Here is a 23,779-nt window from a genome sequence, read left to right on the forward strand (position 1 = left end):
CTCGCATGACCCATAAAGCACCCGCCAACGACTCCGAGTTCCCGCACGGCGTCGCGCTGCTGCGCGATCCGCTGCGCAACAAGGGAACCGCGTTCACCGGCGAAGAGCGTGACGCGCTCGGCCTGCGCGGCCTGCTGCCCGCGCGCGTGCACACGCAGAAAGAGCAGGCCGCGCGCGTCATGACCAACCTGCGCGCGCTCTCCGACCCGCTGGAGAAGTACGTCGCCCTCAACGCGCTGCACGACCGCAACGAAGCGCTCTATTTCCGCGTGGTGATCGACCACATCGACGAAGTGATGCCGATCATCTACACGCCGGTCGTCGGGCTGGCGTGCCAGCAATACGGCAAGGTGTTCCAACGGCCTCGCGGCCTGTGGATCACCAGCGAAGACCGCGGCCGCGTGCGCGAGGTGCTGAAGAACTGGCCGTATCCCGCGAAGATGATCGTGGTGACCGACGGCGAGCGCATCCTCGGCCTGGGCGATCTCGGCGCACAGGGCATGGGCATCCCGGTCGGCAAGCTCGCGCTGTACACCGGCTGCGGCGGGATCGCGCCGCACCTGTGCCTGCCCGTGACGATCGACGTCGGCACCAACAACGCGGAGCTGCTGGCGAACCCGTTCTACATCGGCCTGCGCCAGCGCCGCGTGACCGGACAGGCGTACGACGAGCTGATGGAAGAGTTCATCACCGCCGCGCGCGAAGTGTTCCCGGGCGTGGTCATCCAGTTCGAGGACTTCGCGAACCACAACGCGTTCCGGCTGCTCGAGATGTATCGCGAGCGCATCCCGACCTTCAACGACGACATCCAGGGCACGGCGGCGGTCGCGCTCGCGGGCATCTTCTCGGGCTTACGCATCACCGGCGAGAAGCTCACCGACCAGACCTTCCTCTTCATGGGCGCGGGCGAGGCCGCGGTCGGCATCGCCGACCTCATCTCCTCGGCGATGGAGAGCAACGGTCTGTCGCGCGCGGACGCGCGCAAGCGCTGCTGGCTGTTCGATTCACAGGGCCTGGTGGTCAAGAGCCGCACCAAGCTCGCCGAGCACAAGCTCGGCTATGCGCACGACGCGCCGGGCACCGAGAGCTTCGTCGACGCGATCAAGCGGCTGAAGCCGAGCGGCATCATCGGCGTCGCCGCGGTGGGCGGCACGTTCACGCGCGAGGTGCTGGAAGAGATGGCGAAGATCAACCAGCGTCCGATCGTGTTCGCGCTCTCCAACCCGACCTCGCAGTCGGAGTGCACCGCCGAGGAAGCGTACCGCTGGACCGGCGGGCGCGCGCTGTTCGCCTGCGGCAGCCCGTTCGATCCGGTGACGATCAACGGCCAGACCTTCGTGCCGCGGCAGGGCAACAACTCGTACATCTTCCCAGGGATCGGGCTCGGCGCGGTCGTGAGCGAGACCAGCCAGATCTCCGACGAGGTGTTCATGGCGGCCGCCTACAAGCTCGCGCACCTCGTCACCGAGTCCGACCTGAACCAGGGCTCGCTCTACCCCGCCCTGTCGCGCACCCGCGAGGTGTCGGCGCACATCGGCGCCGCCGTGGTCGAGGCCGCGCACGCCAGGAAGCTCACCGGCCGCAAAAAGCCGGCGGACGTGCTCGGCGACGTCGAGGCCCGGATGTACGAGCCGGGGTATTCGAGCTACATTTAGACCGCGCTACAGTTCGCCGCCATGCCGCCGTAATGGCACATGACGGCGCGCGGTCCTTGGGCGCGGGCTTTGCGTTTAGTATATTGCGGTTAATTTTCAGGATATTGGGCCTATAGCCATGGCCGAAGCAGCAGCGCGCACGCTCGTCACGAGCGTGTTGTTCCTCGATATCGTCGGCTATTCGAAGAAATCGGTCGCCGACCAGATGTCGGTGAAGACGCGTTTCAACGACGCGCTCGCGAAATCGCTGAAGCCGCTCGCGACGGCCGACCGGGTCATTCTCGACACCGGCGACGGCGCGGCGGTCACCTTTCTCGGCAACCCGGAAGACGCGCTGTTCTCGGGCCTGATCCTGCAGAGCTCGACCGATCTGCCGGTGCGCATGGGCATCAACCTGGGGCCGGTGCGGCTGGTGCGCGACCTCAACGGCCAGACCAACATCCTCGGCGACGGCATCAACGTGGGCCAGCGCGTGATGAGCTTCGCCGACCCCGGCCAGCTCCTCGTCTCGCGCTCGTTCTACGAAGTGGTGTCGCGCCTCTCCGATGTCTACGAAGGGCTCTTCGAGCACGTCGGAGAGCGCAAGGACAAGCACGTGCGCGCGCACGAGGTCTATGCGGTGAATGTCTCGGTCGAAGCGCTGCCCGAGCTCGTCGAAGCGACGTGGGGCACCGACTGGGCGGCCTCGGTCGGACTGCCGACCAGCATCGACCGCCAGATCGACGAGCGCGCGGACCTGCCGGCGCAGGTCTTCGACGCCGGCAGCCATCTCGTGGTGTCGGGCTACAGCCAGCTCTCGGTGCTCTCGGCGGTCGAAGACCTCGAGCGTCAGGGCGTCCAGCTACGCTCGCCGATCTCCAAGATGGGCAACAAGTGGCTGGCGACGTGCAGCCAGCTGCCGACGGCCGCCGACGACTGCAAGGTCGAGGAGCTCGGGCTGATGCGCATCGTCACCGGACCCACGCGCGAAGGCGTGGAAGACAAGGTTCAGGAGCTCCTCCAGAGCGGCGCGCGCCTCGTGCACGACATCGACGAAGCGAGCGGCGTGTTCACCGCCGTGCTGGAAGTCAATAACTAGTGCAGTAGCGCAGGCTGCGATTCTTCAGACGGGTCGCGCTCGGTCAGGCCGTGTTTCTTCGCGTCCTCCACGCATGCCCACAGGTCGCGGAAGCGCCGCTGCGCGCGCGTGACTCCGTGCGCATCCACGTGCATCCATCGCCACAGACCGTCGGCATCGCGCTCGATTGCCCAATCGACCATCGTCATCGTAGACCTCGCGGTGACTGAGAGAAAGACACAAACCCGGTAGACGAGCAAAGCCTGTACCGACGCGCGGGGTCCGACCCGGCTCCTCTGGGGTCGGACCCCGGTTTTGCTAGTCGACCTTGGCCCCGGCGGCCTTCACGAGCTTGCCGAGCTTCTGGATGTCCGACTGCAAATGCGCCGTGACCTGCTCGGGCGCCATGCTGATCGGGTCGGCGCCCTGCTTCGCCCACGCGTCCTTGATCGCGGGCGTCGAGACCATGCGCGCAAGCTCCCTGCTGAGACGCGCGACGACGTCGGCGGGCATCCTAGCCGGGCCGATCACGCCGCTGTAGAGCACGATGTCGAAGCCTTTCAACGTCTCGCCGATCGCGGGCACGTCCGGCAGCGCGGGCGAGCGCTTCGCGGTCGTCACGCCGAGCGCGCGCAGCTTGCCGGCCTGGATGTTGGAGATCGCGGCGGGCGTGGTGCCGAACGTCACCGCGATCTCGCCGCTCAGCACCGCCGCGACCGCGGGCGCGCTGCCCTTGTACGGCACGTGCACCATCTTGACGCCGCCGACGGTGTTCAGGGTCTCGCCGGTGAGGTGCAGGATCGTGCCCGCGCCCGACGAGCCGTAGGGCACTTCACCGGGACGCGCTTTCGCGAACGCGATCAGCTCCTTCACGTTTCTCACCGGCAGCGACGGGTGCACCACCATGACGAGCGGCGTCGCGGCGACCATGCCGATCTGCGTGAAATCGCGCACCGAGTCGTACGGCAGCCTGCTGTAGAGGGTCGCGTTGATCGCGTGCGTCGTCATGTCGACGAAGTACAGGGTGTAGCCGTCCGGCGGCGCCTTGGCCGTGAGGTCGGCGGCGATCGTGGTGCCGGCGCCGGGACGGTTGTCGACGATGAACTGCTGTCCCATCGCGGCGCCGAGGTGGTTCGACATCACGCGCGAGAGCACGTCGGAGATGCCGCCCGGCGTGAAACCGACGATCACGCGCACCGGCTTGGTGGGATAGCCTTGCGCCGCCGCGGTGAGCGGCAACGCGGCGCAAACCGCGCAAAGTATGGAAGGGATGAAGCGCATCGCCGATCTCCCCTAGGGGGTCTGACCCCTTTTTTGTTTACCGCGCGATCGCCCCGATCGCCGCGAACAGATTCTCCACCGTCCCCTGATCGATGCCCTTGGTGATGAACACCAGGCGCGTCGAACGGTCTTCGCTCGGCCACTGGCTAAGCTCGATCGGCGGATGGAAGAGGTGCTGCACGCCTTGCACGACGATGGGGCCTTGTTTGTCCGCGACGTTCACCAGCCCTTTGACGCGCAGGAGGTCGGGACCTCGCAGCGTGGTGAGCACCTCGAGACACTGGGCGAACGTCGCCCACGAGAACGGCTTGTCGTAGCGCAGGCAGAACGATTTCACCGCGCTGTCGTGACGGTGCACGTGGCCGTGCTCGTCGTGGACTTCCGCACCCATCCAGCGCTCGACCTCCTCGAGCTTGGACTTGGCGGTGGTAAGCCCCACGTCGATCAGGAACGCGAGCTCGATCTCGCCGTTCACCGCGCGCTTGATCGGCGCCTGCGGATTGAGCTCGCGCAGCCGCGCCTCGAGCGCCGCCAGCGATTCCTCGTTCGAAAGATCCGACTTGGTGATGACGAGGCGGTCGGCGAGCGCGGTCTGCTTCAGCGCTTCCTGCATCGTGTCGAGCTGACCCGCGCCGTTGACCGCATCGACGAGGGTAGTGACGGCGTCGAGGCGGTACTGCGCCTGGAGCATCGTGTCCGTCATCAGCGTCTGCATGACGGGCGCGGGATCGGCGAGCCCGGTCGTCTCGACGACGACGCGGTCGAACTGGATGATCTGCCCGAGGCGGCGCTTGGCGAACATCTCGCGCAGCGTCTCCTGGAGGTCGCCGCGCAGCACGCAGCACAGGCACCCGTTGTTGAGCAGCATCATCTGCTCGGACGACACCTCGACGAGATCGTGGTCGATGCTCACCTCGCCGAGCTCGTTCACGATCACCGCGACGTTCTTCATCTCCGGCCGCTTCAGGAGCCGGTTGACGAGGGTCGTCTTGCCGCTGCCGAGGAAGCCCGTGACGACGCTGACGGGGATGCGCCCCGCCAGCGGATCGCGGCCGCGGGTTTCCGGTTCGTTGAGGATGTTGGTGGGCATGCAGTTTGGAACACCACCCCCATCCCGACCTTCCCCCTGAGGGGGAAGGAGAAAACCATCCCTCCCCCTCAGGGGGAGGGTTAGGGTGGGGGTGGGTTTTATATCTTAGGCATTCATCTCGAGGATATAGAGACCACCGGCGAAACGATCGACGCAATAAACAGTCCTGTTTTCGTCGACCCAGACGTCGTTGATCTGGACCGCGCCGGCGGGCGACATCTTGGGCGCGCCGGGCACGTAGTAAGCGACTTCCTGCGGCTGGAACGGGTTCGACGTGTCGAAGACGCGCAGGCCGCCGTTGAAGAACGTCGCGAACACCAGCGTGTCCGAACGGAACGACGACTTGACCGGCTGGTTCTCGTGCATGTTGTGCGAGCCGTAGCGGCCGCCGCGCTTGCCGAAGCTCTCCACCGGCGGCAGCGGCATCGTCGCGATCGGCACCAGGTTCTTCTCGTCCGCCGCGTTGACGATCCACGTCATCTTCGGCCAGTCCTTGCCGTCGTCCTTCACGCACTCGTCGCTGACGATCAGCAGATCGCGCGAGAAGATCGGCATGACGGTGTGCGTGAAGCCGTTCATCGGCGGGCCGTAGATCCAGCGCGACACCAGCTTGGGCTTGGACTTGTCCTTGATGTCGAGGATGATCGCGCCGCCGTCGATGTAGCCGAGATACGCGCGGTCCGGACGCTCCGGATAGACCATGCAGTTGTGGGTACGGTAACCCGCGTCGAACTTGGGATGGCGCGGCAGCGGCTCCTCGCCTTTCCGGGTGCCCGGCAGCCACCAGCGGCCGACTTCGGTCGGCTTCGACGGGTTCCTGACGTCGATGATGCGGTAGAACTGGTCGTCCTTCGGATCGTTGGGCTCGAAGTCCGCGGCGCCCGCCGAGAGGTGCACGTACTCGCCGTCGACGAAGAACACGCAGTGCGCGCCGCGCGAATGCGGGCCCGATGCGTCGAAGTGCGAGATGAGCCGAGGCTCTTCGGGCTTGCTGATGTCGAAGAGGTCCATGCCCGCGGGCTTGGCGCCCATCTCCTTGGTCTGGTACGCGACCGCCATGAGGTTGCCGACGACGTCGAGCGAGTTCGAGCGCACCTTCGCGTGCGGCAGGTCGGTCTGGCAGATCACCTTCGGATTCTTCACGTCGGTCACGTCGACCGCGGTGAAGTTCTTCGGCGCCGACTCGTGCGCGAGCCACAGGATGCGGCGGCCGTCGTTGGCGATCTGCAGGCTGATGCCTTCGCCCACGCCCCCGAAACCCTGGAGCTCGTTGTGCGAGATCAGCTTCATGTTCCAGGAGAGTGTCTGGCTCGGATTGCCCTGGGTCGTGCTCATGTTCATCGTGCCTTTCTCTTTTTACGTGATTGGACAGGGGCCGCGGTCCTGGCGGTCCGGGATTTGGAGGATTTCGCCAGGCCTGCCATCCTTTCGAGCACGGCGTGTATCGCCGCCGTGTCCTCCTTGGCATGCCCTGAAGCGTAAGCAGCCGAGTAATAAGCCTTGCTTGCCTCGAAGAGCGGGGTCGGACAGTGCAGCGCCGACGCGTAAGCGCCGATGATATCAATATCCTTCTGGTACACGTCGACCTTCATCGTCGCCTCGGAGTAGTCCCCGGCGATCATGAGGGGGGCGCGGACCTCGAACATGCGCGAGGTCCCGGCCCCGTCGCGAATGACGTCGTAGACGAGGTTCAGATCGAGACCGGATGCCTTGCCCAGCACCATCGCTTCGGCAGTCGACAGGTTGTGGATGGTCACCAGCAGATTCGCGATGAACTTCAGCCGCGAGCCGCTTCCGAACTCGCCGCAGTAGTGCAGGCTGCGCGCGAAGCCTGCGAACACCCGGCGGCACTTCTCCACCGCGTCTTTCGGTCCGCTCGCGTAGACCGAGATGTCCTTGCGCGCCGCCTGCGCGCCGGTGCCGCTGATCGGGCAGTCGAGCAGGACGACGCCGCGCTCGTCGCACACGTCGCGCACGCCCTCCTTCACTTCCAGCGGCAGCGTGCTCGTCTCGATGACGATCGTTCCGGGCGGCGCGCCGTCGAGCAACCCGTTCTTCCCGAAGAACGCCGCGTCGACCGCCTGTATGCTGGGCAGCGAGGTGATCACCACCGGCGTGCTCGACGAGACGTCCGCGATCGTCTTCGCCGGTTTACCGCCCAACGACTTCAGCATCGCGTTGCGCTTCGCGTCGACGTCGTAACCGATGACGTCGAAGCCGGCCGCCCTGAGGTGCTTCGCATACGCGCCGCCCATGATGCCCAGACCCACCTGGCCCACGCGCGTGACGGCGCCTCCTCCCCTGCTTTTCTTCGTTCTCATTCTTGCAGCCCGCTCAGCGAGACCGTTCGATCATACCGCGTCTATAACCGGCCGCCGAAGAGCGCAAGCGCACTGCGATAGCACACGTCTTCGCGCTCCTTCTGCGTGAGCCCCGGGACCGCTTCCAGCCGCTCGACCGGCTGCTCTTCGCCCATGTCGAAAGGCGAGTCGGTGCCGAGCACCACGCGCTCCGAGCCGACGCGGTCGATGAGGTGCCGGATCGCGAGTGGATCGTGGGTGAGCGCGTCGAAGTAAAACTGCTTGAACATCTCGAACGGCCGCGATTTCGTCACCGCGGCGGTATCGGGCCGCACCTTGTGGCCGTGCTCGAAGCGCCCGATCTGGTATGGCAGAAAGCCGCCGCCGTGCGCAAGCAGCATCTTCATGTCTTTCAACTCGTCGAGCGCGCCGCTGAACATGAGCTTGCCCATCATGATCGTGGTGTCGAGCGGGTTGCCGATGAGGTTCGTCAGGTAATAGCAGTCGAGCCGCCCGCCCGAGCCCTGGGTGTTCGGGTGCGCGAAGACGACGACCTTCAGCTCCTGGATCCGCTTGAGCACCGGACGGAACTTCGGGTCTGCCAGCTCTTCCTCGCCGATCGCCGTGCCCATCTCGACCGCCTTGAACCCGTATTCCTTCACCACGCGCTCGAGCTCGACGATCGCGGCGTCGGGATGCTGCATCGGCAGCGTCGCCATGCCGCGCAGGCGATCGGGCTTCTTCGCGCACATCTCGGCCACGCCTTTGTTCACGAGCTGTGCGGTCGTAGCCGCGAGGTCGGCATCGCCGAGGTTGTAGAAGAACGACTGCGGCCCCGGCGAGATCACCGACACATCCAGCCCTTTGCGGTCCATCGACTCGAGCTTGGCTTCGGCGTCGTAGAACTCGGGGATGAGATCGAAGCGGACCTTGCCGCGCACGAAGACGCGCTTGCCGCCGGCCTCCTCGATCCTGGTGTTGTAGACCGGGTTCTCGCGCATCGCCTGGACGATGGTTTCGGGAATGACGTGGCTGTGCAGATCGATGCGTTTCAAGAAAAGCTCCTCCGCGGGGTCCGCCCCCGGCTTCTTTGGGGTCGGACCCCGGTTGTGTCGGGGTCTGACCCCGGCCTTTTTGGGGTCTGACCCCGGTTTTGACTCGGCAGGCTGAACAACCCGAGGTCGAACAGGTGATTCACCTCCGCGGTGAGCACCTGCGACACCTCCTCCACGGCCGCGGAGATTCTCCGCTCGGCCTGAAGGCCGACCATGAGTATTCGATGGATCGTCGCGTCGGCGATCTGGAACGCTTCGATGCGCCCGGCGCGGACGTCGTCGTGGAACGTCGAGAGCGGCATGATCGCCGGCCCGATGCCTCGCAGCAGCAGACGGCGGATCGCTTCGACCGCATCGACTTCGGCTTCGACGTCGAGCTTGGAGCCGTAGCGCGCGAGCTGCTCGTCGACGATCGCGCGTATCGCCTCGGTCGTGACCACCGGCGTCTTCGAGAGCTCAGGCAGGGTGTAGAAGCGCCGCGCGCCGCGCGGCTGAGGCTTCGCCAGCACGACGATCGGCTCGGAGATCAGCGGCAGCAGACGCAGCGCGCGACTCGGCGCCGGGCTCGTCAGCACCGCGAGATCGACACGCCCTGTGAGCAGGCTGTCGTAGAGCTGGCTGCTGAAGCCTTCGACCACCTTCAGCGTCACATCGGGACATTGCTTGCGCACGCGCTCCATCACACCCGGCAGGAGCATCGGTCCGGTCGTCGGCGAAAGCCCGAGCACGACGCGGCCGCGCGGCACTTCGCTCGACGTGCGCAGCTCGTCCTTCGCGCGCCCGAGCTCGCGCACGATGCGGCGGCAGTGATCGAGGAACGTCAGGCCCGCGCTCGTCAGCCGCACGCCGCGCGGCAGGCGCACGAGCAGCTCGGTGCCGAGCTCTTCCTCGATGCTGCGCACGTGGCGCGACAGCGCGGGCTGCGCGATGCCGAGGTGCCGGGACGCGCGCGTGATGCTGCCCATGTCGGCGATCTCGACGAAGTAGCGGATGCTGCGTAAGTCCACGTGGGAAGCTGCCGGGGAGCGATACTGGTGGCGCGGAGGGATGCGAAGTTGGCATGAAAGAACGCGGCGCGTCAACCGGTCCTTCCTCTCCGCAGTGCAGCACGCATACCCTCGCGCTTACGGCGTGCCATGCCGAATCGGCATGGCACGGATTCGCATTTGATATTTGTCCGGTATCTCTGCCGGGCCTAACATCGCCAGCCACGACAGGCATCGAGGAGCAGCAGTGAAACAGATCAACGTGGCCGTGATCGGCACCGGGTGGTGCGGCGGTATCCGCGCCGAGACGTGCGCGGCGCACGCGCTGGTGAAAGACCTGCACATCGCGGAAAACCGCCCGGAGCGGCTCGAGGAGATCGCCGACAAGACGAACGCGAAGACCGCCACCGCCGATTACCGCAATCTTCTGCAGATCCAGGACATCGACGCGGTGATGATCTCGGCGACGCCCGAGGCGCTGCACTACCCGATGGCGCGCGAGAGCCTGCTCGCGGGCAAGCACGTGTTCCTCGAGAAGCCGATCGCCCTCGAGCTGCACGAGGCCGACGACCTCATCCAGATCGCCCGCCGCAACAAGCTCAAGTTCACGATCGGTTACTCGCAGCGCTTCAATGCCAAGTACGCCTACGTCAAGCGCTGCATCGAGGACGGCACGATCGGCCGCCCGGTGAGCGCGCTGGTCTCGCGCCACATCACGCGCGGCCTCGGCAAGAAGATCACCGGCCGCAGCAAGCTCTCGCCGGCGGCGATGGAGTCGACGCACGATCTCGACTTCGTCCTCTGGTGCCTCGAGCCCGCGAAGCCGGTCCGCGTCTACTCGCAGACCAACTACGGTGCGATGCGCGACGCCACCGGCGCCGACATCCCCGACGCACAGTGGATCACGGTCACGATGGACAACGGCTTCTCGTTCGTCGTCGGCGGCGGCTGGAGCCTGCCGCCCGGCTATCCGAACTTCTCGACCACGTGGATCGAGATGATCGGCACCGAAGGCGCGGTGTTCGTCGACGACAGCCACCGCGACGTCATGGTCAATACGATGAAGCAAGGCATCCAGCTTCCGATGTCGTCGATGCCCGGCGAATTCGTCAACCACACCTATGCCGGCCCGATGGAGCGCGAGACCACGCACTTCCTCGAAGCGGTGGCGTGCGATCGGCCGGTGCTGGTCACGCCCGAGCAGGCGCGCCAGGTGATGGAGGTTTACGTCGCGGCGGACCTCTCGGCCGAGCGCGGCGAGCCGGTCACCCTGCCCCTGCCCGAATCGCGTCCCGCCGCAGCCGCAGCCTGAGGTAGCCCCATGAAGAAACAACCCAAACGCATCGGCCTCGCCATCATCGGCGCCGGCCGCGTCGGTCTCATCCGCGGCGAGATCGCCAAGCGCTTTCCGCAGGTCGACTGGATCGGTCTCGCCGAGAAGAATGCGGACCGCGCCAAGCTCGTCGCCGAGAAAGTCGACGCCGATTTCGTGACCGCCGACTTTCGCGAGCTCCTGAAGCAGCCCGAAGTCACCGCGGTCGTCGTCTCCACCGACGAGCACCTGCACGTCGGCCCCATCATGGCGGCGCTCGAGCGCAAGCTGCCGATGATGATCGAGAAGCCGCTCGCGACCGACCTCGAAGAATCGGCGCGCACGCTGAAAGCGATCGAAGACGCCGGCGTCGACGCGGTCATCGGCTATACGCAGCGCTTCCGGCGCCGCTGGCTGGTGGCGAAGGAAAAGGTGCGCACCGGCGCCCTCGGCGACGTCACGATGGTCACGTCGCGCGCCTTCATGAACCGCCTCGTCGCGATCGACAACTACAAGCGCACCGAGAATCCGGCGGAAATCTCGCCGATGGTGATCTCGGGCACGCACGCGCTCGATGTCGTGATGTGGCTGATGGAAGCGAAGAAGCCGGTCGAAGTCTACGCGCGCTCGGTCGACAAGGCGCTGGGCCCGAAGTGGAAAGGCATCGACGGCACCGGCTACGTCATCACCTTCGAGGACGGCTCGATCTACCACGGGGTGATCTCGTGGGCCCTGCCCGAAGTGTGGCCCGGCGCGGTGTACAGCCTCGAAGTCGGCGCGGTCGGCACCGAAGGCGTGCTCACCATCGACGACACCCACCGCGACATCGTGCTCGCGGTGAACAGCGCGCAGGGCGAAGGCTACGCGCCGCACGAGTCGCGCCGCGTCGACTTCCTGACGAGCTACCCTGTCGGGGACATCGCGCTGGGCGAGTTGCGCGGACCGATGCGCGAGGAAACCAATTCGTGGCTGACGCGGCTCTCGCTGGGCCTCAAGACCCAGCACGCCACGGCTGCCGAGGGACACAATCGCCTGATGCTGACCAAGGCGATCGACCTGTCTGCACGAACTAAAAAACCGGTGGCGTTACCGATCGTCCCCGGCGAAGAGAAGCGCGGGCTCTAGATCCGCGCTCTGACCTCAAAACGAGGAGGAGGAAGCATGAAGAGCACAGTGTGGATCGCGGCCGCGGCAGCGGCTTTCACCGCAGTTCCCGCGGCATACGCGGCGCAGAGCGACTACCCCAACCGTCCGGTGCGCATGATCGTGCCGTTCGCGCCCGGAGGCGCGTCGGATCACGTCGCGCGCATCATCCAGCCGCGCATGGTCGAGCTCCTGGGACAGCCGGTCGTCGTCGAGAACCGTGCCGGCGCGGCGGGGAACATCGGCGTCGAGCTCGCGGCGCGCGCGAGCCCCGACGGTTATACCTTCCTGCTCGGCAATGTCGGCACGATGGCGATCAACCCCAACATGTTCCCGACCTTCCCGGTCAAGGCGCTGCGCGACCTCATCGGCATCACCGAGGTCGTCGACGTGCCGGGATCGCTGGTCGTGCACCCGTCGCTCCCGGTGAAGACCACCAAGGAGCTGATCGCGTATCTCAAGGCCAATCCGGGCAAGCTCAATTACGGCACTCCCGGACCCGGCAGCGCCAACCGGCTCGAGACCGAGATCTTCCAGATCATGACCGCCACCAAAATGGTCCACGTGCCCTACAAAGGCGGGGCCGGACCGGCGATGACGGGCCTGGTCTCGGGCGAGGTGCAGGTCGCTTTCGTGACGTTCTCGTCCTCGATCACCTTCGCGAAGAGCGGCCGGCTGCGCATGCTCGGCGTGGTCGCTCCCGACCGCGTTCCCGCGATGCCCGAGGTGCCGACCATGAAGGAACAAGGCTTCCCGACGATGACCGTCGGGTCGTGGCAAGGCGTGTTCGTGCCGAAGGGAACGCCGCAGAACGTCCAGAAGAAGCTCTTCGACGTCTCGCAGGAGACGATGAAGAATGCCGAGGTGCAGAAGCGCCTCGCCGACGGCGGCATCAACGTCGTGCTGAGCGACAACCCCGCCGCGTTCCGCAAATTCTGGGAAGCCGAGAACCAGCGTTTCGGCAAGGTCATCAAAGACGCGAAGATACCGACCGAGTAACCGATCGCGGTGAGCCGACGCGCAACCAAGAAAGCACCACCAGGAGCAACACCATGAAACTCGGCATGTTCATGATGCCGCTGCACCCGCCGGGCCGCAGCTATCCCGAGACCCTGCGCGAAGACCGCGCGTGCATCCTGCTCGCGGACAAGCTCGGCTACGAGGAAGCGTACGTCGGCGAGCACGTCACCGACCGCGCCGAGACCATCACCTCGTGCCTGATGTTCCTCGCCAGCCTCGTGCACGACACCAGGAACATCAAGCTCGGCAGCGGCACGATCAACATGCCGAACAGCCATCCCGCCGCGATCGCCGCGCAGGTCGCGATGATCGACAACATGCTCGAGGGCCGCTTCATCATGGGCATCAGCCCGGGGGGGTTGATGTCGGACGCGGAAGTGTTCGGCAACTACGGCCGCGATCGCAACGCCATGTTCGTCGAGTGCATCGACATGGTGCTGAAGATCTGGGAGAGCGAGCCGCCGTACGACCTCAAGGGGCAATTCTGGGAGGTCACCACCGGCAAGACCATGATCCCCGAGATCGGCCAGGGCGCGATCCTCAAGCCCTACCAGAAGCCGCACCCGCCCATCGTCGGCACCGTCGTCGCGCCGTTCTCGAAAGGCGTGACCGCGATGGCGGAGCGCGGGTGGCAGCCGATTTCCGCCAACTTCCTCCTGCCCGAGTGGGTGAAGACGCACTGGCCGAATTACGTGGAAGGCCGCAGGAACATCGGCAAGGAGGCCACACCCTCCGAATGGCGCGTCGCCAAGAGCATCTTCGTCGCGGACGACGAGGCGACCGCGAAGCGCTACGGGCTCGGTCCGGAAGGTCCGTATCACTTCTACTTCAAGCAGCTCGTCCGCAAGCTCGTGGGCTTCGGCAATCGCGGCAACCTGTTCAAGGTCGACCAGAGCATGCCGGACTCGCAGATCACGCCCGAATACGTCACCGAGAAGCTGGTGATCGCAGGCACCGTGAACAGCGTGGTCGACCAGATCCTCGCGTTCCAGGAGAAGACCGGCGATTTCGGCGAGCTCGTGTACGCGTGTCACGACTGGGTCGACCCCGCGCTCGCCAAGCGCTCGATGGAGCTCATGGCGGAGAAAGTGATGCCCGCGGTCAACGCCGCGCTCGCGAAAACAACAATCGGGGTCTGACCGCAGGGTCAGACCCTCTAACTCCGGGTCAGACCCCGGCCTTTTTGAGGTCTGACCCCGGTTTAATCCAAGGAATCGCAAAGTGTTCAACGTCGCAGTCGTCGGCATGGGATGGTGGGGCAAGATCATCGTCCCGCTCCTCAAACGCAGCACCAAGATTTCGGTCTCGAAAGTCGTCGAGATCAATCCCGCGGCCATCGCGGATTTCGCGAAACAGCACGAGGTCGAAGTCGTCACGAGCCTCGACGACGTTTTGAGCGATCCTTCGATCCAGGGCGTGGTGCTCTGCACGCCGCACACTCAGCACACCGACCAGATCGTCAAGGTCGCCAACGCAGGCAAGCACGTGTTCTGCGAGAAACCGCTGTCGATGACGCGCGCCGACGTGCTGCGCGCGGTCGAGGCGGTCAACCGCAACAAGGTCGCGCTGGCAGTCGGTCACGAGCGGCGCTTCGAGCCGCCGATCATGGAATTGATGCGCGTGGTCAAATCGGGCGAGCTCGGGCTGCCGCTGCAGGTCGAGGCGAACTTCAGCCAGGACAAGTTTCTCTCGCTGCCTGCCGACAACTGGCGTCTCTCGGGCAAGGAAGCGCCTGCGGGACCGATGACCGCGACGGGCATCCACCTCCTCGATCTCTCGGTCGGCGTCTTCGGCCAGGCGGAGAGCGTTTACGCCAGCGTCAAACAGCTCGGCAGCCAGCTCGTCAACGGCGACACGCTCGCGATCCTGGTCTCGTTCAGGAACGGCGGCCATGCGCTCATCAGCGCGATCCTCGCGACACCTTTCGAAGGCCGCTTCGCCGTCTACTGCAACAAGGGCTGGATCGAGGTGCGGGACAAATCGCACCCGGAAGCGCCCGAAGGCTGGGTGCTGACCAAAGCCTTGCGCGGCGGCAAGCGCGAGGTCGTCGAATACAAGCCGGCGGACAACGTGCTCGCCAATCTGGAAGCGTTCGCCGACGCGGCGTTAGCGCGCGCGCCCTACCCCGTGCCGCAGGAACAAATGATTGCCAACATCTCGGCGCTGGAAGCAATATTCAAGTCTGTGCAATCCGGCGCGCCGGAAAAGGTGCCGGCGTAACCTTCCATGCGTAAAGCGACACCCGATTACGGCGGCGTCCTCGAGCGTGCCGAAGCGCTCGTGCCGACGCTGGCTGCGCGCGCGCGCGCGGCCGAAGAGCTGCGCCGCATTCCCGACGAAACGATCGAAGAGCTGCGCCGGTCCGAGCTCTTCCGCGTGCTGCAGCCGAAGCGCGTCGGCGGCCTGGAGCTGCCGTACGAAGCGCTGGTGCGCGTCACCGCGATCCTCGCGCGCGGCTGCGGCTCGACCGCATGGGTGTACGCCAATCTCGCGAACCACGACTTCATGCTGGCGATGTGGCCCGGCGAAGCGCAGGAGGAGGTCTGGGGCGCGTCGTCGGACCAGCTCATCGGCTCGGCGCTCATGTTCCCGCCGGGCCGCGCGACTCGAGTGGCCGGCGGTTATCAGCTCTCCGGCCGCTGGAAGTTTTCGAGCGGCATCGACGCGTGCACGTGGACGATGCTCGGCGGCATCGCGTCCGCCGACGGCGAGCTTCCCGACTACCGCGTCTTCCTCGTCCCGCAGAGCGATTACGACACCCTGGATACGTGGCACGCGGCCGGCCTCAAGGGCACCGGCAGCAAGGACGTCGTGGTGAAAGACATCTTCGTGCCCGAGCACCGCACCCTCGCGGTCGAGCGCATGAAAGGCTGCGGCGCGCCGGGCATCGCGCTCAATCCGGGCCCGCTCTACCGCCTGCCGGTGTTCGACATGTTCCCTTACGTCGTCGCCTCTACCGTGCTGGGGCTCGCGCAGGCGGCCGTGAAGATCTTCGCCGAGGACACACGCCATCGCGTGACCTCGTACACGACGCAGCTCATGTCCGACCACGCCACCACCCAGTTGCGGCTGGGCGAGGCCGCCGCCGCGATCGAAGCGGGCGAGCTCATGCTGATCACCAACTGCGAAGCCGCGATGGAAGCGGCCGAGGCGTCGCGCGTGCCGACCGTGGAAGAGAAGATCCGGCTGCGCCGCGACGGCGCCTACGCCGCGCGGCTGTGCGCACACGCCGTCGACCTCCTCTTCGAAGCAGGCGGCGGCGAGTTCCTGTACGAGGACAAGCCCATACAGCGCATCTTCAGGGACGTGCACGCCGCACAGAACCATTACGCGCTGACCTGGGACGTCGCAGCTTCCGCCGCGGGCAAATTCATGCTCGGGATCGCACCCGACATCGCGACGCTGTGAGCGATCCGCAAAGCCCTCCGGCCTGCCCTCCGGAGCAGGCTTTCGATCCCCGCGATTTCCGCAACGCCCTCGGCACCTTCCCGACCGGCGTGTGCATCGTCACCACCGTAACGCCCGAAGGCGCGCCCATCGGGCTCACCTGCAACTCGTTCAGCTCGGTGTCGCTGTCGCCCGCGCTCGTGCTGTGGAGCCTCAGCCTGCGCTCGCCCAACCTCTCCAACTTCCTGCAGGCGCCCCACTTCGCGATCAACATCCTCGCGGCCGAGCAGCGCGACCTGTCCGCACGCTTCGCCCAGCCGATCGCGAACAAGTTCGACGGCGTGAACCGCCTCGAAGGCCGCCTCGGCGTGCCACTGATCGCCGACGCCGCGGCGCACCTGGAATGCCGCAACGAGACACGCTATTACAGCGGCGACCACGTGATCTTCATCGGCCACGTGCTGCACTACGCCTACCGGGCGTGCGAGCCGCTGCTCTTCTGCAAAGGGAAATACGCGAACCTGCGGGGCGAAGAACCGCAAAAAACGTAGGGTGCGTCAGCGGCGATAGCCGCGTAACGCACCGAGGAGGATGCATGAAAATGGCCCGGATGTTTGCTTGCGCGCTACTCGCCGCATTTGCAGCCGGCGCATCAGCGCAAACCTTCCCAACCCGACCCGTGCGTCTCGTCGTGCCTTTTCCGCCCGGCGCGGCGAGCGATTTCCTCGCGCGCGTGCTCGGGCAGAAGCTCACCGAGAGCTGGGGCCAGCAGGTCGTCGTCGACAACCGTCCGGGCGCGGGCGGCCTGATCGGCGGCACGGTGGTCGCGAAGTCGGCGGCGGACGGTCACACGATCGGGCTCGTCGGGCAGCCGCACCTCACCGCGCCGCTCCTCGCCAAAGAGCCGCCGTGGGATCCCTTCAAGGACTTCACCTACATCGGCAACGTCGCCTCGATGCCGAACGTCGCGGTGGTCGGGCCGGGACTTCAGGTCGCTTCGCTGCAGGAGATGCTGGCGCGCATCCGAGAAAAGCCCGGCTACTACAACTTCGGCTCGGCCGGCGCCGGCAGCTCGTCGCACTTCGCGACCGAGATGTTCAACGCGGCGGCGAAGCTCAACGCGGTGCATGTGCCGTTCAAGCTGCTCGCCGATGCGCTCGCCGAGATGTACGGCGGCCGCGTGCACTACTATCTCTTCCCGCTGCCCGCCGGCATGCCCGCGCTCAAGGACGGCAAGCTCAAGGCGATCGCGAGCGGCGGCAGGACGCGCGCGGTCGCGCTGCCCGACGTGCCCACGATGTCCGAAGCGGGCATGCCCGGTTTCGTCTCCGAGAGCTACTTCGGCCTCGTCGGCCCGCGCAGCGTGCCGGCGGCGATCGTCGCGAAGATCAACGGCGACTCGGTGAAGTACCTGAAGACCGACGAGGTCAGGACGCGCTATCAGGCCGGCGGCGCCGACCCCGCGCCGAGCTCGCCGCAGGAGTTCCAGAAACTGATGGCGAACGAGCAGCAGCGCGTGAAGACGATCATCAAAAACATCGGACTGAAGGCTCAGTACTGAACTGCGTGAAACGTGAAACGTGAGAAAACCCGTGGCTCCTTTCACGTTTCACGTTTCACGTTTCACGTTTCACGTTGGGAGATTGAATGGTAGACGCAGCACTGATCGGACTCGGCTGGTGGGGCAAGAACATCCTCAAGGCGGTGCAGGGTAGGAGCTCCAAGATCCGCTTCGTGCACGGCGTCTCGAAAGAGCTCGACGAGGCGAGGCCGCTCGCGGAGCAGCACGGTTTCACGCTGTCGTCGGACCTCGACGCGGCGCTCGAGGACAAGCGCGTGCACGCGATCGTGCTCGCGACGCCGCACTCGCTCCATCCCGATCAGATCGTCGAGGTCGCGCGCGCGGGCAAGCCGGTGTTCTGCGAGAAGCCGTTGTCGCTGAAGCGCGCGGACGCGGCACGCGCCCTGGAGGCCGTCGCCAAAGCCGGCGTACCGATCGGCGTCGGCCAGAACAAGCGTTTCTGGCCGTCGATGGACGGTCTGCGCCAGGCGCTCGCGACGGGGATACTGGGAAAGGTGCTGCACGTCGAGGGCCACTACAGCAACGAGAATTCGGGCCTGCACTTCTCCGACTGGCGCGCGGACCCGAACGAAACGCCCGGCGCCGGCATGACCGGCACCGGCATCCACATCCTCGATGCCTTCGTGAACGCGTGCGGTCCGGTGGCCGAGGTGCAGGGCCAGTTCATCTCGACCAAACCGAGCCCCGATCCCCGCGACACGATCTCGGTGCTCTTCCGGTTCGAGAACAACGTCAGCGGATTGCTGGGCGCGGTGCGCGCCTCGCCCTTCTACTGGCGCGTGCAGGTTTTCGGCGACGAAGGTTCGGTCGAGGCGATCGGCGAAACCGGTCTCGTCGTGCGCACGCGCGGCGGCAAGACCGAGGTCCGCGAGTTTCCGCCGCGCGATTCTCTGCTGGCGGAATTCGAGCATTTCGCCGACGCGGTCGAGGGCCGTGCGCCCTATCCGATCACCCCGGCGGAGATGCTGAACACCGTCGGAGCGTTCGAGGCGATTACGCGGTCGCTGGAAACGGGCGAGCGCGTTCGCGTGGCAGCCTTGTGAGTCGTCATTCCCGCGCAGAGCCTGCCCTCGAGTGCTTTAGTCGGGGGCGGGGATCCATCTTGACCTCGAGCCTCCGAAAATGGATTCCCGATCCCGCTACCGCGGATCGGGAATGACGAGCGCAAAAAAACGGCACCCGCGGGTGCCGTTTTCGTTTGCCGCCGAGCGAACTCAGCTCACCGCTTGCTCGAGCTCCTTGCGCTTGGCTTCCATCGCGTCGGGAAGACGGCTCTTCAGCGAATCGAAGAGCTTGCCGTGGTCCTGCACCTCGTCGCGCCACGCGCCGCGGTCGATCTGCGTGAGCTTGTCGTACGTCGCGCGGCCGATGTTCAGCCCGGCGAGGTCGAGGTCCTCGTAACGCGGCACGCGCCCGATCGGGGTGTCGACGGCGCCTGCCGTGCCCTCCACGCGCTCGATGATCCACTTCAGCACGCGCATGTTCTCGCCGTAGCCCGGCCACAGGAACTTGCCGTTCTCGTCCTTGCGGAACCAGTTGACGCTGAAGACCTTAGGCTTGTCGGCGAGCTTCTCGCCGAGCTTCAGCCAGTGCTGGAAGTAGTCGCCGAAGTGATAGCCGCAGAACGGCAGCATCGCGAACGGATCGCGGCGCACCACGCCGACCTTGCCGATGATCGCGGCGGTCGTCTCGGACGCCATGGTCGCGGCCATGTAGACGCCGTGCGTCCAGTCGTAGGCTTCGGCGACGAGCGGCACGGTGGTCGTGCGGCGGCCGCCGAACAGGAACGCGCTGATCGGCACGCCGGCGGGATTCTCCCAGTCCTTGTCGAGCGACGGGATCTGGTCCGCGGCGACGGTGAAGCGCGCGTTCGGGTGCGCCGCGGGCTTGCCGCTGGCCGGATCGTACGGGTTGCCCTGCCAGTCGATGAGGTCCTTGGGCGCTTCCTTGGTCAGACCTTCCCACCACACGTCGCCGTCGGGGGTCAGCGCCACGTTGGTGAAGATCGTGTTCTCGTGGAGCGCGGCGAGGCAGTTGGGATTGGTCTCGTGCGACGTGCCCGGCGCGACGCCGAAGGCACCCGCTTCGGGATTGATCGCATAGAGGCGTCCGTCCTTGCCCGGCTTGATCCACGCGATGTCCTCACCGATGGTGGTGACCTTCCAGCCCTCGAGCGCCTTGGGCGGGATCAGCATGGCAAGGTTGGTCTTACCGCACGCGCTGGGGAAGGCCGCGGCGATGTAGTGCTTCTTCCCGCCGGGGGGCTCGATGCCCAGGATGAGCATGTGCTCGGCGAGCCAGCCCTGCTCGCGCGCCATGATCGACGCGATGCGCAGCGCGAAGCACTTCTTGCCGAGCAGCGCGTTGCCGCCGTAGCCCGAGCCGAACGACCAGATCGACTTGTCCTCGGGGAAGTGGACGATGTACTTGTGCTCCTTGTTGCTCGGCCAGCGCACGTCCTTCTCGCCCGGAGCGAGCGGCGCGCCCACCGAGTGCAGGCACGGCACGAAATAACCGTCCTTGCCCAGCACGTCGAGCACCGCGCGGCCGATGCGCGTCATGATCCGCATGCTGACCACCACGTACGGCGAGTCGGTGAGCTCCACGCCGATGTGGGCGATGGGCGAGCCGAGCGGCCCCATGCTGAAGGGGATCACGTACATCGTGCGCCCGCGCATGCAGCCGTCGAACAGCTTGGTGAGGGTCGCCTTCATCTCCGCAGGCTCGACCCAGTTGTTGTTGGGGCCCGCGTCTTCCTTATTCTTCGGGCAGACGAAGGTGCGGTCCTCCATGCGCGCGACGTCGGCGGGATCGGAGCGCGCGAGGAAGCTGCCGGGACGCTTGTCCTGGTTCAGCTTGATGAGCATGCCGGAGTCGACCATCTCCTGGTTGAGGCGGTCGTACTCTTCCTGGGAACCATCGCACCAGTACACACGGTCCGGCTTGCAAAGCTGGGCCATCTCCTCGACCCATGCCTTGAGCTTCTGGTTGGTGACGTAGGCCGGGAATTCCATGGCAGGTGCAACGTGAGCCGCTGTAGCGGTCTGGTTCATACGGCTTTCCTCATCCTGGGCGCGCTAAAGAATGTTCGCGTGAAAAAACAAAGGCAAAGCAAGCGGCCGTTCGTGAAATGCGCGACACCCGTGCGCTTCACATCCGCTTGCTCTGCCGTGGGGCCCTGATTTTACGCTATTTTCGAACGGTATGCAGGCACTAACGCCGCCGCAGTGCAGCGTGGAAAGTGCCTCGTGCGGGGAGGCGTTTCGCGTGCTGAAAAGCGCCTAACGTCGCTGGAACTGGGTCTTGCCGAACATGATGTCCCACGATTTGGCGTCGTGAGGCGCGTTGTTGCTGGCGTCGGCGAGCACTTTGACGCCGCGCTGGACCGCCGGACGCGCATCGATCGCGTCGAACCAGCGCTTCGCGTTCGGATACTCCTCGATGTTCACTCCGCGCGCGTCGGCGCCGCGCATCCAAGGGAAGCACGCCATGTCGGCGATGCTGTATTCGTCGCCGGCGAGGTATTCGGTTTCCGCGAGCCGCTTGTCGAGGACGTTGGTGAGGCGGTTGCACTCGTTGGTGTAGCGGTCGATGGCGTACTCGATCTTGTCGTGGGCGTAGCGGCGGAAGTGATTGGCCTGCCCCATCATCGGGCCCAGGCCGCCCATCTGCCACATGAGCCACTGGACGCAGGTCCAGCGCTCCGCCATGTCGATCGGCAGGAACCGGCCGCTCTTGGACGCGAGGTACAGCAGGATCGCGCCCGTCTCCATGAGCGACAGCGGCTTGCCGCCGGGCCCTTCGCTGTCGACGATCGCCGGGATGCGGTTGTTCGGGCTGATCGCGAGGAAGCTCGGCTTGAACTGATCGCCCTCGCGGATGTTGATCGGGTAGACGCGATACTCGAGGCCGGTTTCCTCGAGCATGATATGGACCTTGTGGCCGTTCGGCGTCGGCCACGAGTAGACGTCGATCATGGGTCCCCCTAGCGCCTGGTTGCGCGCGTACGCTTGAAGTTGTCGACCGCGCGATCCTGGGATTTTGCCAGCGCTTCGGCGGCTTTTTTAGCCCCCTCGTCGGCCTTCGCCTTGGCCTCGGCGGCCTTCGCTTGCTGTTCTTCGGTGGGTGCGGGGAGCTTTGCCGAGACGCCGCCGGCGAGCGCGAGACCGAGCGCTGCCGTGGCCGCATAAACGCTGCTTCTTTTCATTTTTTCCATCCCTCCTCCATCGCCGCCGCCGGTGCGGTCGTCGGCGCCGAGCCCGCCGGCGCCACGCGATCCCTGCGCGCCATCACGTCGCGGTACCAGATCTCGTGGTGCTCTTTCGCCCAGGTCTCGTCGACCACGCCGTGGCGCATCGCGTCGTACGAGCCTTCCAGCCCGATCGTGCCGAGATAGATGTGCCCCAGCGAGATCGCCATGTAGATCACCGCCGCAATCGCGTGCACGACGTTCGCCCACTGCATGGTCTCGCGGGTCTGGCCGAAGTTCGGGAAGTCGAGCACGAGGCCGCTCGCGCTCACGATGATCCCGAGCACGGTCACGCCGAACCAGAACCACGCTTTCTCGCCCGCGTTGAACTTGCCGGACGGCACGTGCTCGCCGCTCACCATCCCGCCGGCCTTGCGCAGCCACTGCCAGTCGTAGGCGCGCGGGAGGTTGTCGTGCACGAAGACGACGAACATCACCACGGTGCACACGACGAACAGCGGGCCGACGAAGTTGTGCAGGTTCTTGCCGAGGATCGTCAGCGCCGAGAAGATCGAATAGCCGAAGATCGGCAGCAGCACGTAGCGCCCGAACAGCATGAAGATGCCGCTGACCGCGAGTATCAGGAAGGTGATCGCCACCGACCAGTGCACCACGCGCTCCCACGGCGTGAAACGCACGATCAGCCTGCCTGTCCTGGGCTCCTGCAGCGCGATCTTGCCGCGCCACCAGAAGAACGCCAGGATCACGAGGAACACCCCGACCATGAGCCAGCCCCCGTAGACCGTGATCGGACCGTTGCGCACCCGGCGCCACATCTCGCCTTCGGTCTGGATGAGGACGTTGGTCTCGGGCCCGCGCACCTGCGTCGTCTGGTAGGCGTTGACGTCGCCGCTGCGCACGTCGCGCCACATCGGGGCATTGTTCAGCGGCTGGCTCTTCTGCCGCTGCATCTCGGCGGGCTGTCCCTGCGCGGCGCCGGGCTGCTGCGCGGCACCCTGCTGGGTTTCGCTCTTCTGCTGTGACAGCGCGAACTGGGGAAGAACCAGGAACACGAGCGCGACGAGAAGTCGCGCCCACACGCTCGCGTTTTTCATCTCCACCTTCTCTCCCCCCCGGTTACTTCGCGCCGACGCGGACGTACTCGTTCTGGGCGTTGTTGCGGGCCTTGATCGACTTCTCCCACTCGGCCTTGTCGTTGTTGAAGGGCTGGCCCTGCCACGGCACGTTGTCCGGCTTGCCCTGGTACTTGCCCTGTTTGTAGACGGTCACCTGCGGCTTTTCGCCGCAGGCCGCAAGCGTGAACGCCCCGAACGCCGCGAGGGCGACCGCGATCAGAACGCCGCGGCCCTTCACGATTTCGGCCCCTGCTGAGGCTGCGTCTGGCCGGGGGGCGCCGATTGCGGAGCGCCCGGGGCGCCGGGCGCACCATAGGCGGTGCCCCAGCCCCATACTTCGCTGCCCTTGCCGCGCGTGAACACGCGCTGGCGGTAGATGTCCGCGATGACGTCGCCGTCGCCGCCCAGCAGCGCCTTGGTCGAGCACATCTCGGCGCACGCAGGAAGCTTGCCTTCGGCGAGACGGTTGCGACCGTATTTCCTGAACTCGTCCGCGCTGTGGTCCTGCTCCGGACCGCCCGCGCAGAAGGTGCACTTGTCCATCTTGCCGCGCAGGCCGAACGCGCCGTCCTGCGGGAACTGCGGC

The 23,779-nt window shown here is 65.9% G+C and carries 24 protein-coding genes; 11 read left to right on the forward strand and 13 right to left on the reverse strand.

Translation table 11 applies throughout. The features are described from left to right. The first annotated feature begins 5 nt into the window (after window positions 1-5). Both VHP37_23325 and VHP37_23330 read left to right on the forward strand, forming a co-directional pair. Entirely contained in the window at window positions 6-1,655 is a 1,650-nt protein-coding gene (locus tag VHP37_23325) for an NAD-dependent malic enzyme (protein ID HEX2829301.1), read from the forward strand. A 118-nt stretch (window positions 1,656-1,773) separates the two neighbouring features. Further along, window positions 1,774-2,733 carry a hypothetical protein gene (locus tag VHP37_23330; protein ID HEX2829302.1) on the forward strand — a complete coding sequence of 320 codons (960 nt, stop codon included), beginning with the start codon at window positions 1,774-1,776 and terminating at the stop codon, window positions 2,731-2,733. Here the strand turns inward: VHP37_23330 and VHP37_23335 are convergent. From VHP37_23335 to VHP37_23365, 7 genes are all read right to left on the reverse strand, one after another. Continuing rightward, window positions 2,730-2,921 carry a hypothetical protein gene (locus tag VHP37_23335; protein HEX2829303.1) on the reverse strand — a complete coding sequence of 64 codons (192 nt, stop codon included), beginning with the start codon at window positions 2,919-2,921 and terminating at the stop codon, window positions 2,730-2,732. The genes VHP37_23330 and VHP37_23335 overlap by 4 nt on opposite strands. A gap of 109 nt (window positions 2,922-3,030) precedes the next feature. Beyond that, the gene (locus tag VHP37_23340) at window positions 3,031-3,993 is read right to left on the reverse strand and encodes a tripartite tricarboxylate transporter substrate binding protein (GenBank protein ID HEX2829304.1); all 963 of its coding nucleotides are present in this window, start codon (window positions 3,991-3,993) and stop codon (window positions 3,031-3,033) included. Window positions 3,994-4,030: 37 nt separating this feature from the next. Beyond that, complete coding sequence (locus VHP37_23345; protein HEX2829305.1) at window positions 4,031-5,083, reverse strand: GTP-binding protein; 1,053 nt, start codon at window positions 5,081-5,083, stop codon at window positions 4,031-4,033. Window positions 5,084-5,188: 105 nt separating this feature from the next. Next, window positions 5,189-6,418, reverse strand: coding sequence for a hypothetical protein (locus VHP37_23350; protein ID HEX2829306.1), 1,230 nt, complete (start codon window positions 6,416-6,418; stop codon window positions 5,189-5,191). 2 nt (window positions 6,419-6,420) lie between these two features. Then, window positions 6,421-7,404, reverse strand: coding sequence for an NAD(P)-dependent oxidoreductase (locus VHP37_23355; protein ID HEX2829307.1), 984 nt, complete (start codon window positions 7,402-7,404; stop codon window positions 6,421-6,423). Window positions 7,405-7,445: 41 nt separating this feature from the next. Further along, the gene (locus VHP37_23360; protein HEX2829308.1) at window positions 7,446-8,438 is read right to left on the reverse strand and encodes an amidohydrolase family protein; all 993 of its coding nucleotides are present in this window, start codon (window positions 8,436-8,438) and stop codon (window positions 7,446-7,448) included. Further along, entirely contained in the window at window positions 8,435-9,445 is a 1,011-nt protein-coding gene (locus tag VHP37_23365; GenBank protein HEX2829309.1) for a LysR family transcriptional regulator, read from the reverse strand. Before VHP37_23365 ends, VHP37_23360 begins: the two co-directional genes overlap by 4 nt. Window positions 9,446-9,671: 226 nt before the next feature. Between VHP37_23365 and VHP37_23370 the strand changes: the two genes are divergently transcribed. From VHP37_23370 to VHP37_23410, 9 genes are all read left to right on the forward strand, one after another. Beyond that, complete coding sequence (locus VHP37_23370; protein ID HEX2829310.1) at window positions 9,672-10,736, forward strand: Gfo/Idh/MocA family oxidoreductase; 1,065 nt, start codon at window positions 9,672-9,674, stop codon at window positions 10,734-10,736. A 9-nt stretch (window positions 10,737-10,745) separates the two neighbouring features. Beyond that, complete coding sequence (locus VHP37_23375; protein HEX2829311.1) at window positions 10,746-11,861, forward strand: Gfo/Idh/MocA family oxidoreductase; 1,116 nt, start codon at window positions 10,746-10,748, stop codon at window positions 11,859-11,861. Between the two features lie 36 nt (window positions 11,862-11,897). Then, the gene (locus VHP37_23380; protein ID HEX2829312.1) at window positions 11,898-12,878 is read left to right on the forward strand and encodes a tripartite tricarboxylate transporter substrate binding protein; all 981 of its coding nucleotides are present in this window, start codon (window positions 11,898-11,900) and stop codon (window positions 12,876-12,878) included. Window positions 12,879-12,931: 53 nt separating this feature from the next. Beyond that, window positions 12,932-14,038, forward strand: a complete 1,107-nt coding sequence (locus VHP37_23385; GenBank protein ID HEX2829313.1) for an LLM class flavin-dependent oxidoreductase — start codon at window positions 12,932-12,934, stop codon at window positions 14,036-14,038. Window positions 14,039-14,120: 82 nt separating this feature from the next. Beyond that, entirely contained in the window at window positions 14,121-15,119 is a 999-nt protein-coding gene (locus tag VHP37_23390) for a Gfo/Idh/MocA family oxidoreductase (protein ID HEX2829314.1), read from the forward strand. Between the two features lie 6 nt (window positions 15,120-15,125). Next, the gene (locus VHP37_23395; GenBank protein ID HEX2829315.1) at window positions 15,126-16,307 is read left to right on the forward strand and encodes an acyl-CoA dehydrogenase family protein; all 1,182 of its coding nucleotides are present in this window, start codon (window positions 15,126-15,128) and stop codon (window positions 16,305-16,307) included. Then, window positions 16,304-16,837, forward strand: coding sequence for a flavin reductase family protein (locus tag VHP37_23400; protein ID HEX2829316.1), 534 nt, complete (start codon window positions 16,304-16,306; stop codon window positions 16,835-16,837). The genes VHP37_23395 and VHP37_23400 overlap by 4 nt, the downstream gene beginning before the upstream one ends. A gap of 140 nt (window positions 16,838-16,977) precedes the next feature. Beyond that, window positions 16,978-17,847, forward strand: a complete 870-nt coding sequence (locus VHP37_23405; protein ID HEX2829317.1) for a tripartite tricarboxylate transporter substrate-binding protein — start codon at window positions 16,978-16,980, stop codon at window positions 17,845-17,847. A gap of 86 nt (window positions 17,848-17,933) precedes the next feature. Next, on the forward strand, window positions 17,934-18,911 hold the full coding sequence (locus VHP37_23410) for a Gfo/Idh/MocA family oxidoreductase (GenBank protein ID HEX2829318.1): 978 nt from the start codon (window positions 17,934-17,936) through the stop codon (window positions 18,909-18,911). Window positions 18,912-19,082: 171 nt separating this feature from the next. Here the strand turns inward: VHP37_23410 and VHP37_23415 are convergent, their stop codons facing one another. The 6 genes from VHP37_23415 to VHP37_23440 form a co-directional block, all read right to left on the reverse strand. Next, window positions 19,083-20,921, reverse strand: coding sequence for a phosphoenolpyruvate carboxykinase (GTP) (locus tag VHP37_23415; GenBank protein ID HEX2829319.1), 1,839 nt, complete (start codon window positions 20,919-20,921; stop codon window positions 19,083-19,085). A gap of 228 nt (window positions 20,922-21,149) precedes the next feature. After that, window positions 21,150-21,845 carry a glutathione binding-like protein gene (locus VHP37_23420; GenBank protein HEX2829320.1) on the reverse strand — a complete coding sequence of 232 codons (696 nt, stop codon included), beginning with the start codon at window positions 21,843-21,845 and terminating at the stop codon, window positions 21,150-21,152. Between the two features lie 8 nt (window positions 21,846-21,853). After that, window positions 21,854-22,075 (reverse strand): hypothetical protein, encoded by a 222-nt coding sequence (locus tag VHP37_23425; protein HEX2829321.1) that lies wholly within the window; start codon window positions 22,073-22,075, stop codon window positions 21,854-21,856. Then, window positions 22,072-23,172: a formate dehydrogenase subunit gamma gene (locus VHP37_23430; GenBank protein HEX2829322.1), complete on the reverse strand. Its 1,101-nt coding sequence runs from the start codon at window positions 23,170-23,172 to the stop codon at window positions 22,072-22,074. Before VHP37_23430 ends, VHP37_23425 begins: the two co-directional genes overlap by 4 nt. A gap of 22 nt (window positions 23,173-23,194) precedes the next feature. Beyond that, window positions 23,195-23,431, reverse strand: a complete 237-nt coding sequence (locus VHP37_23435; protein HEX2829323.1) for a hypothetical protein — start codon at window positions 23,429-23,431, stop codon at window positions 23,195-23,197. Continuing rightward, window positions 23,428-23,779: formate dehydrogenase (locus VHP37_23440; GenBank protein HEX2829324.1), on the reverse strand; the 352-nt coding region annotated here is incomplete at its 5' end. The genes VHP37_23435 and VHP37_23440, both read right to left, overlap by 4 nt.

The sequence above is a fragment of the Burkholderiales bacterium genome (assembly GCA_036262035.1).
Taxonomy (GTDB): domain Bacteria; phylum Pseudomonadota; class Gammaproteobacteria; order Burkholderiales; family SG8-41; genus JAQGMV01.

Coding starts and splice junctions, on each gene's coding strand:
- VHP37_23325 (HEX2829301.1), top strand. CDS start 6: ATGACCCATAAAGCACCCGCCAACGACTCCGAGTTCCCGCACGGCGTC.
- VHP37_23330 (HEX2829302.1), top strand. CDS start 1,774: ATGGCCGAAGCAGCAGCGCGCACGCTCGTCACGAGCGTGTTGTTCCTC.
- VHP37_23335 (HEX2829303.1), bottom strand. CDS start 2,921: ATGACGATGGTCGATTGGGCAATCGAGCGCGATGCCGACGGTCTGTGG.
- VHP37_23340 (HEX2829304.1), bottom strand. CDS start 3,993: ATGCGCTTCATCCCTTCCATACTTTGCGCGGTTTGCGCCGCGTTGCCG.
- VHP37_23345 (HEX2829305.1), bottom strand. CDS start 5,083: ATGCCCACCAACATCCTCAACGAACCGGAAACCCGCGGCCGCGATCCG.
- VHP37_23350 (HEX2829306.1), bottom strand. CDS start 6,418: ATGAGCACGACCCAGGGCAATCCGAGCCAGACACTCTCCTGGAACATG.
- VHP37_23355 (HEX2829307.1), bottom strand. CDS start 7,404: ATGAGAACGAAGAAAAGCAGGGGAGGAGGCGCCGTCACGCGCGTGGGC.
- VHP37_23375 (HEX2829311.1), top strand. CDS start 10,746: ATGAAGAAACAACCCAAACGCATCGGCCTCGCCATCATCGGCGCCGGC.
- VHP37_23380 (HEX2829312.1), top strand. CDS start 11,898: ATGAAGAGCACAGTGTGGATCGCGGCCGCGGCAGCGGCTTTCACCGCA.
- VHP37_23385 (HEX2829313.1), top strand. CDS start 12,932: ATGAAACTCGGCATGTTCATGATGCCGCTGCACCCGCCGGGCCGCAGC.
- VHP37_23395 (HEX2829315.1), top strand. CDS start 15,126: ATGCGTAAAGCGACACCCGATTACGGCGGCGTCCTCGAGCGTGCCGAA.
- VHP37_23410 (HEX2829318.1), top strand. CDS start 17,934: ATGGTAGACGCAGCACTGATCGGACTCGGCTGGTGGGGCAAGAACATC.
- VHP37_23415 (HEX2829319.1), bottom strand. CDS start 20,921: ATGAACCAGACCGCTACAGCGGCTCACGTTGCACCTGCCATGGAATTC.
- VHP37_23420 (HEX2829320.1), bottom strand. CDS start 21,845: ATGATCGACGTCTACTCGTGGCCGACGCCGAACGGCCACAAGGTCCAT.
- VHP37_23425 (HEX2829321.1), bottom strand. CDS start 22,075: ATGAAAAGAAGCAGCGTTTATGCGGCCACGGCAGCGCTCGGTCTCGCG.
- VHP37_23430 (HEX2829322.1), bottom strand. CDS start 23,172: ATGAAAAACGCGAGCGTGTGGGCGCGACTTCTCGTCGCGCTCGTGTTC.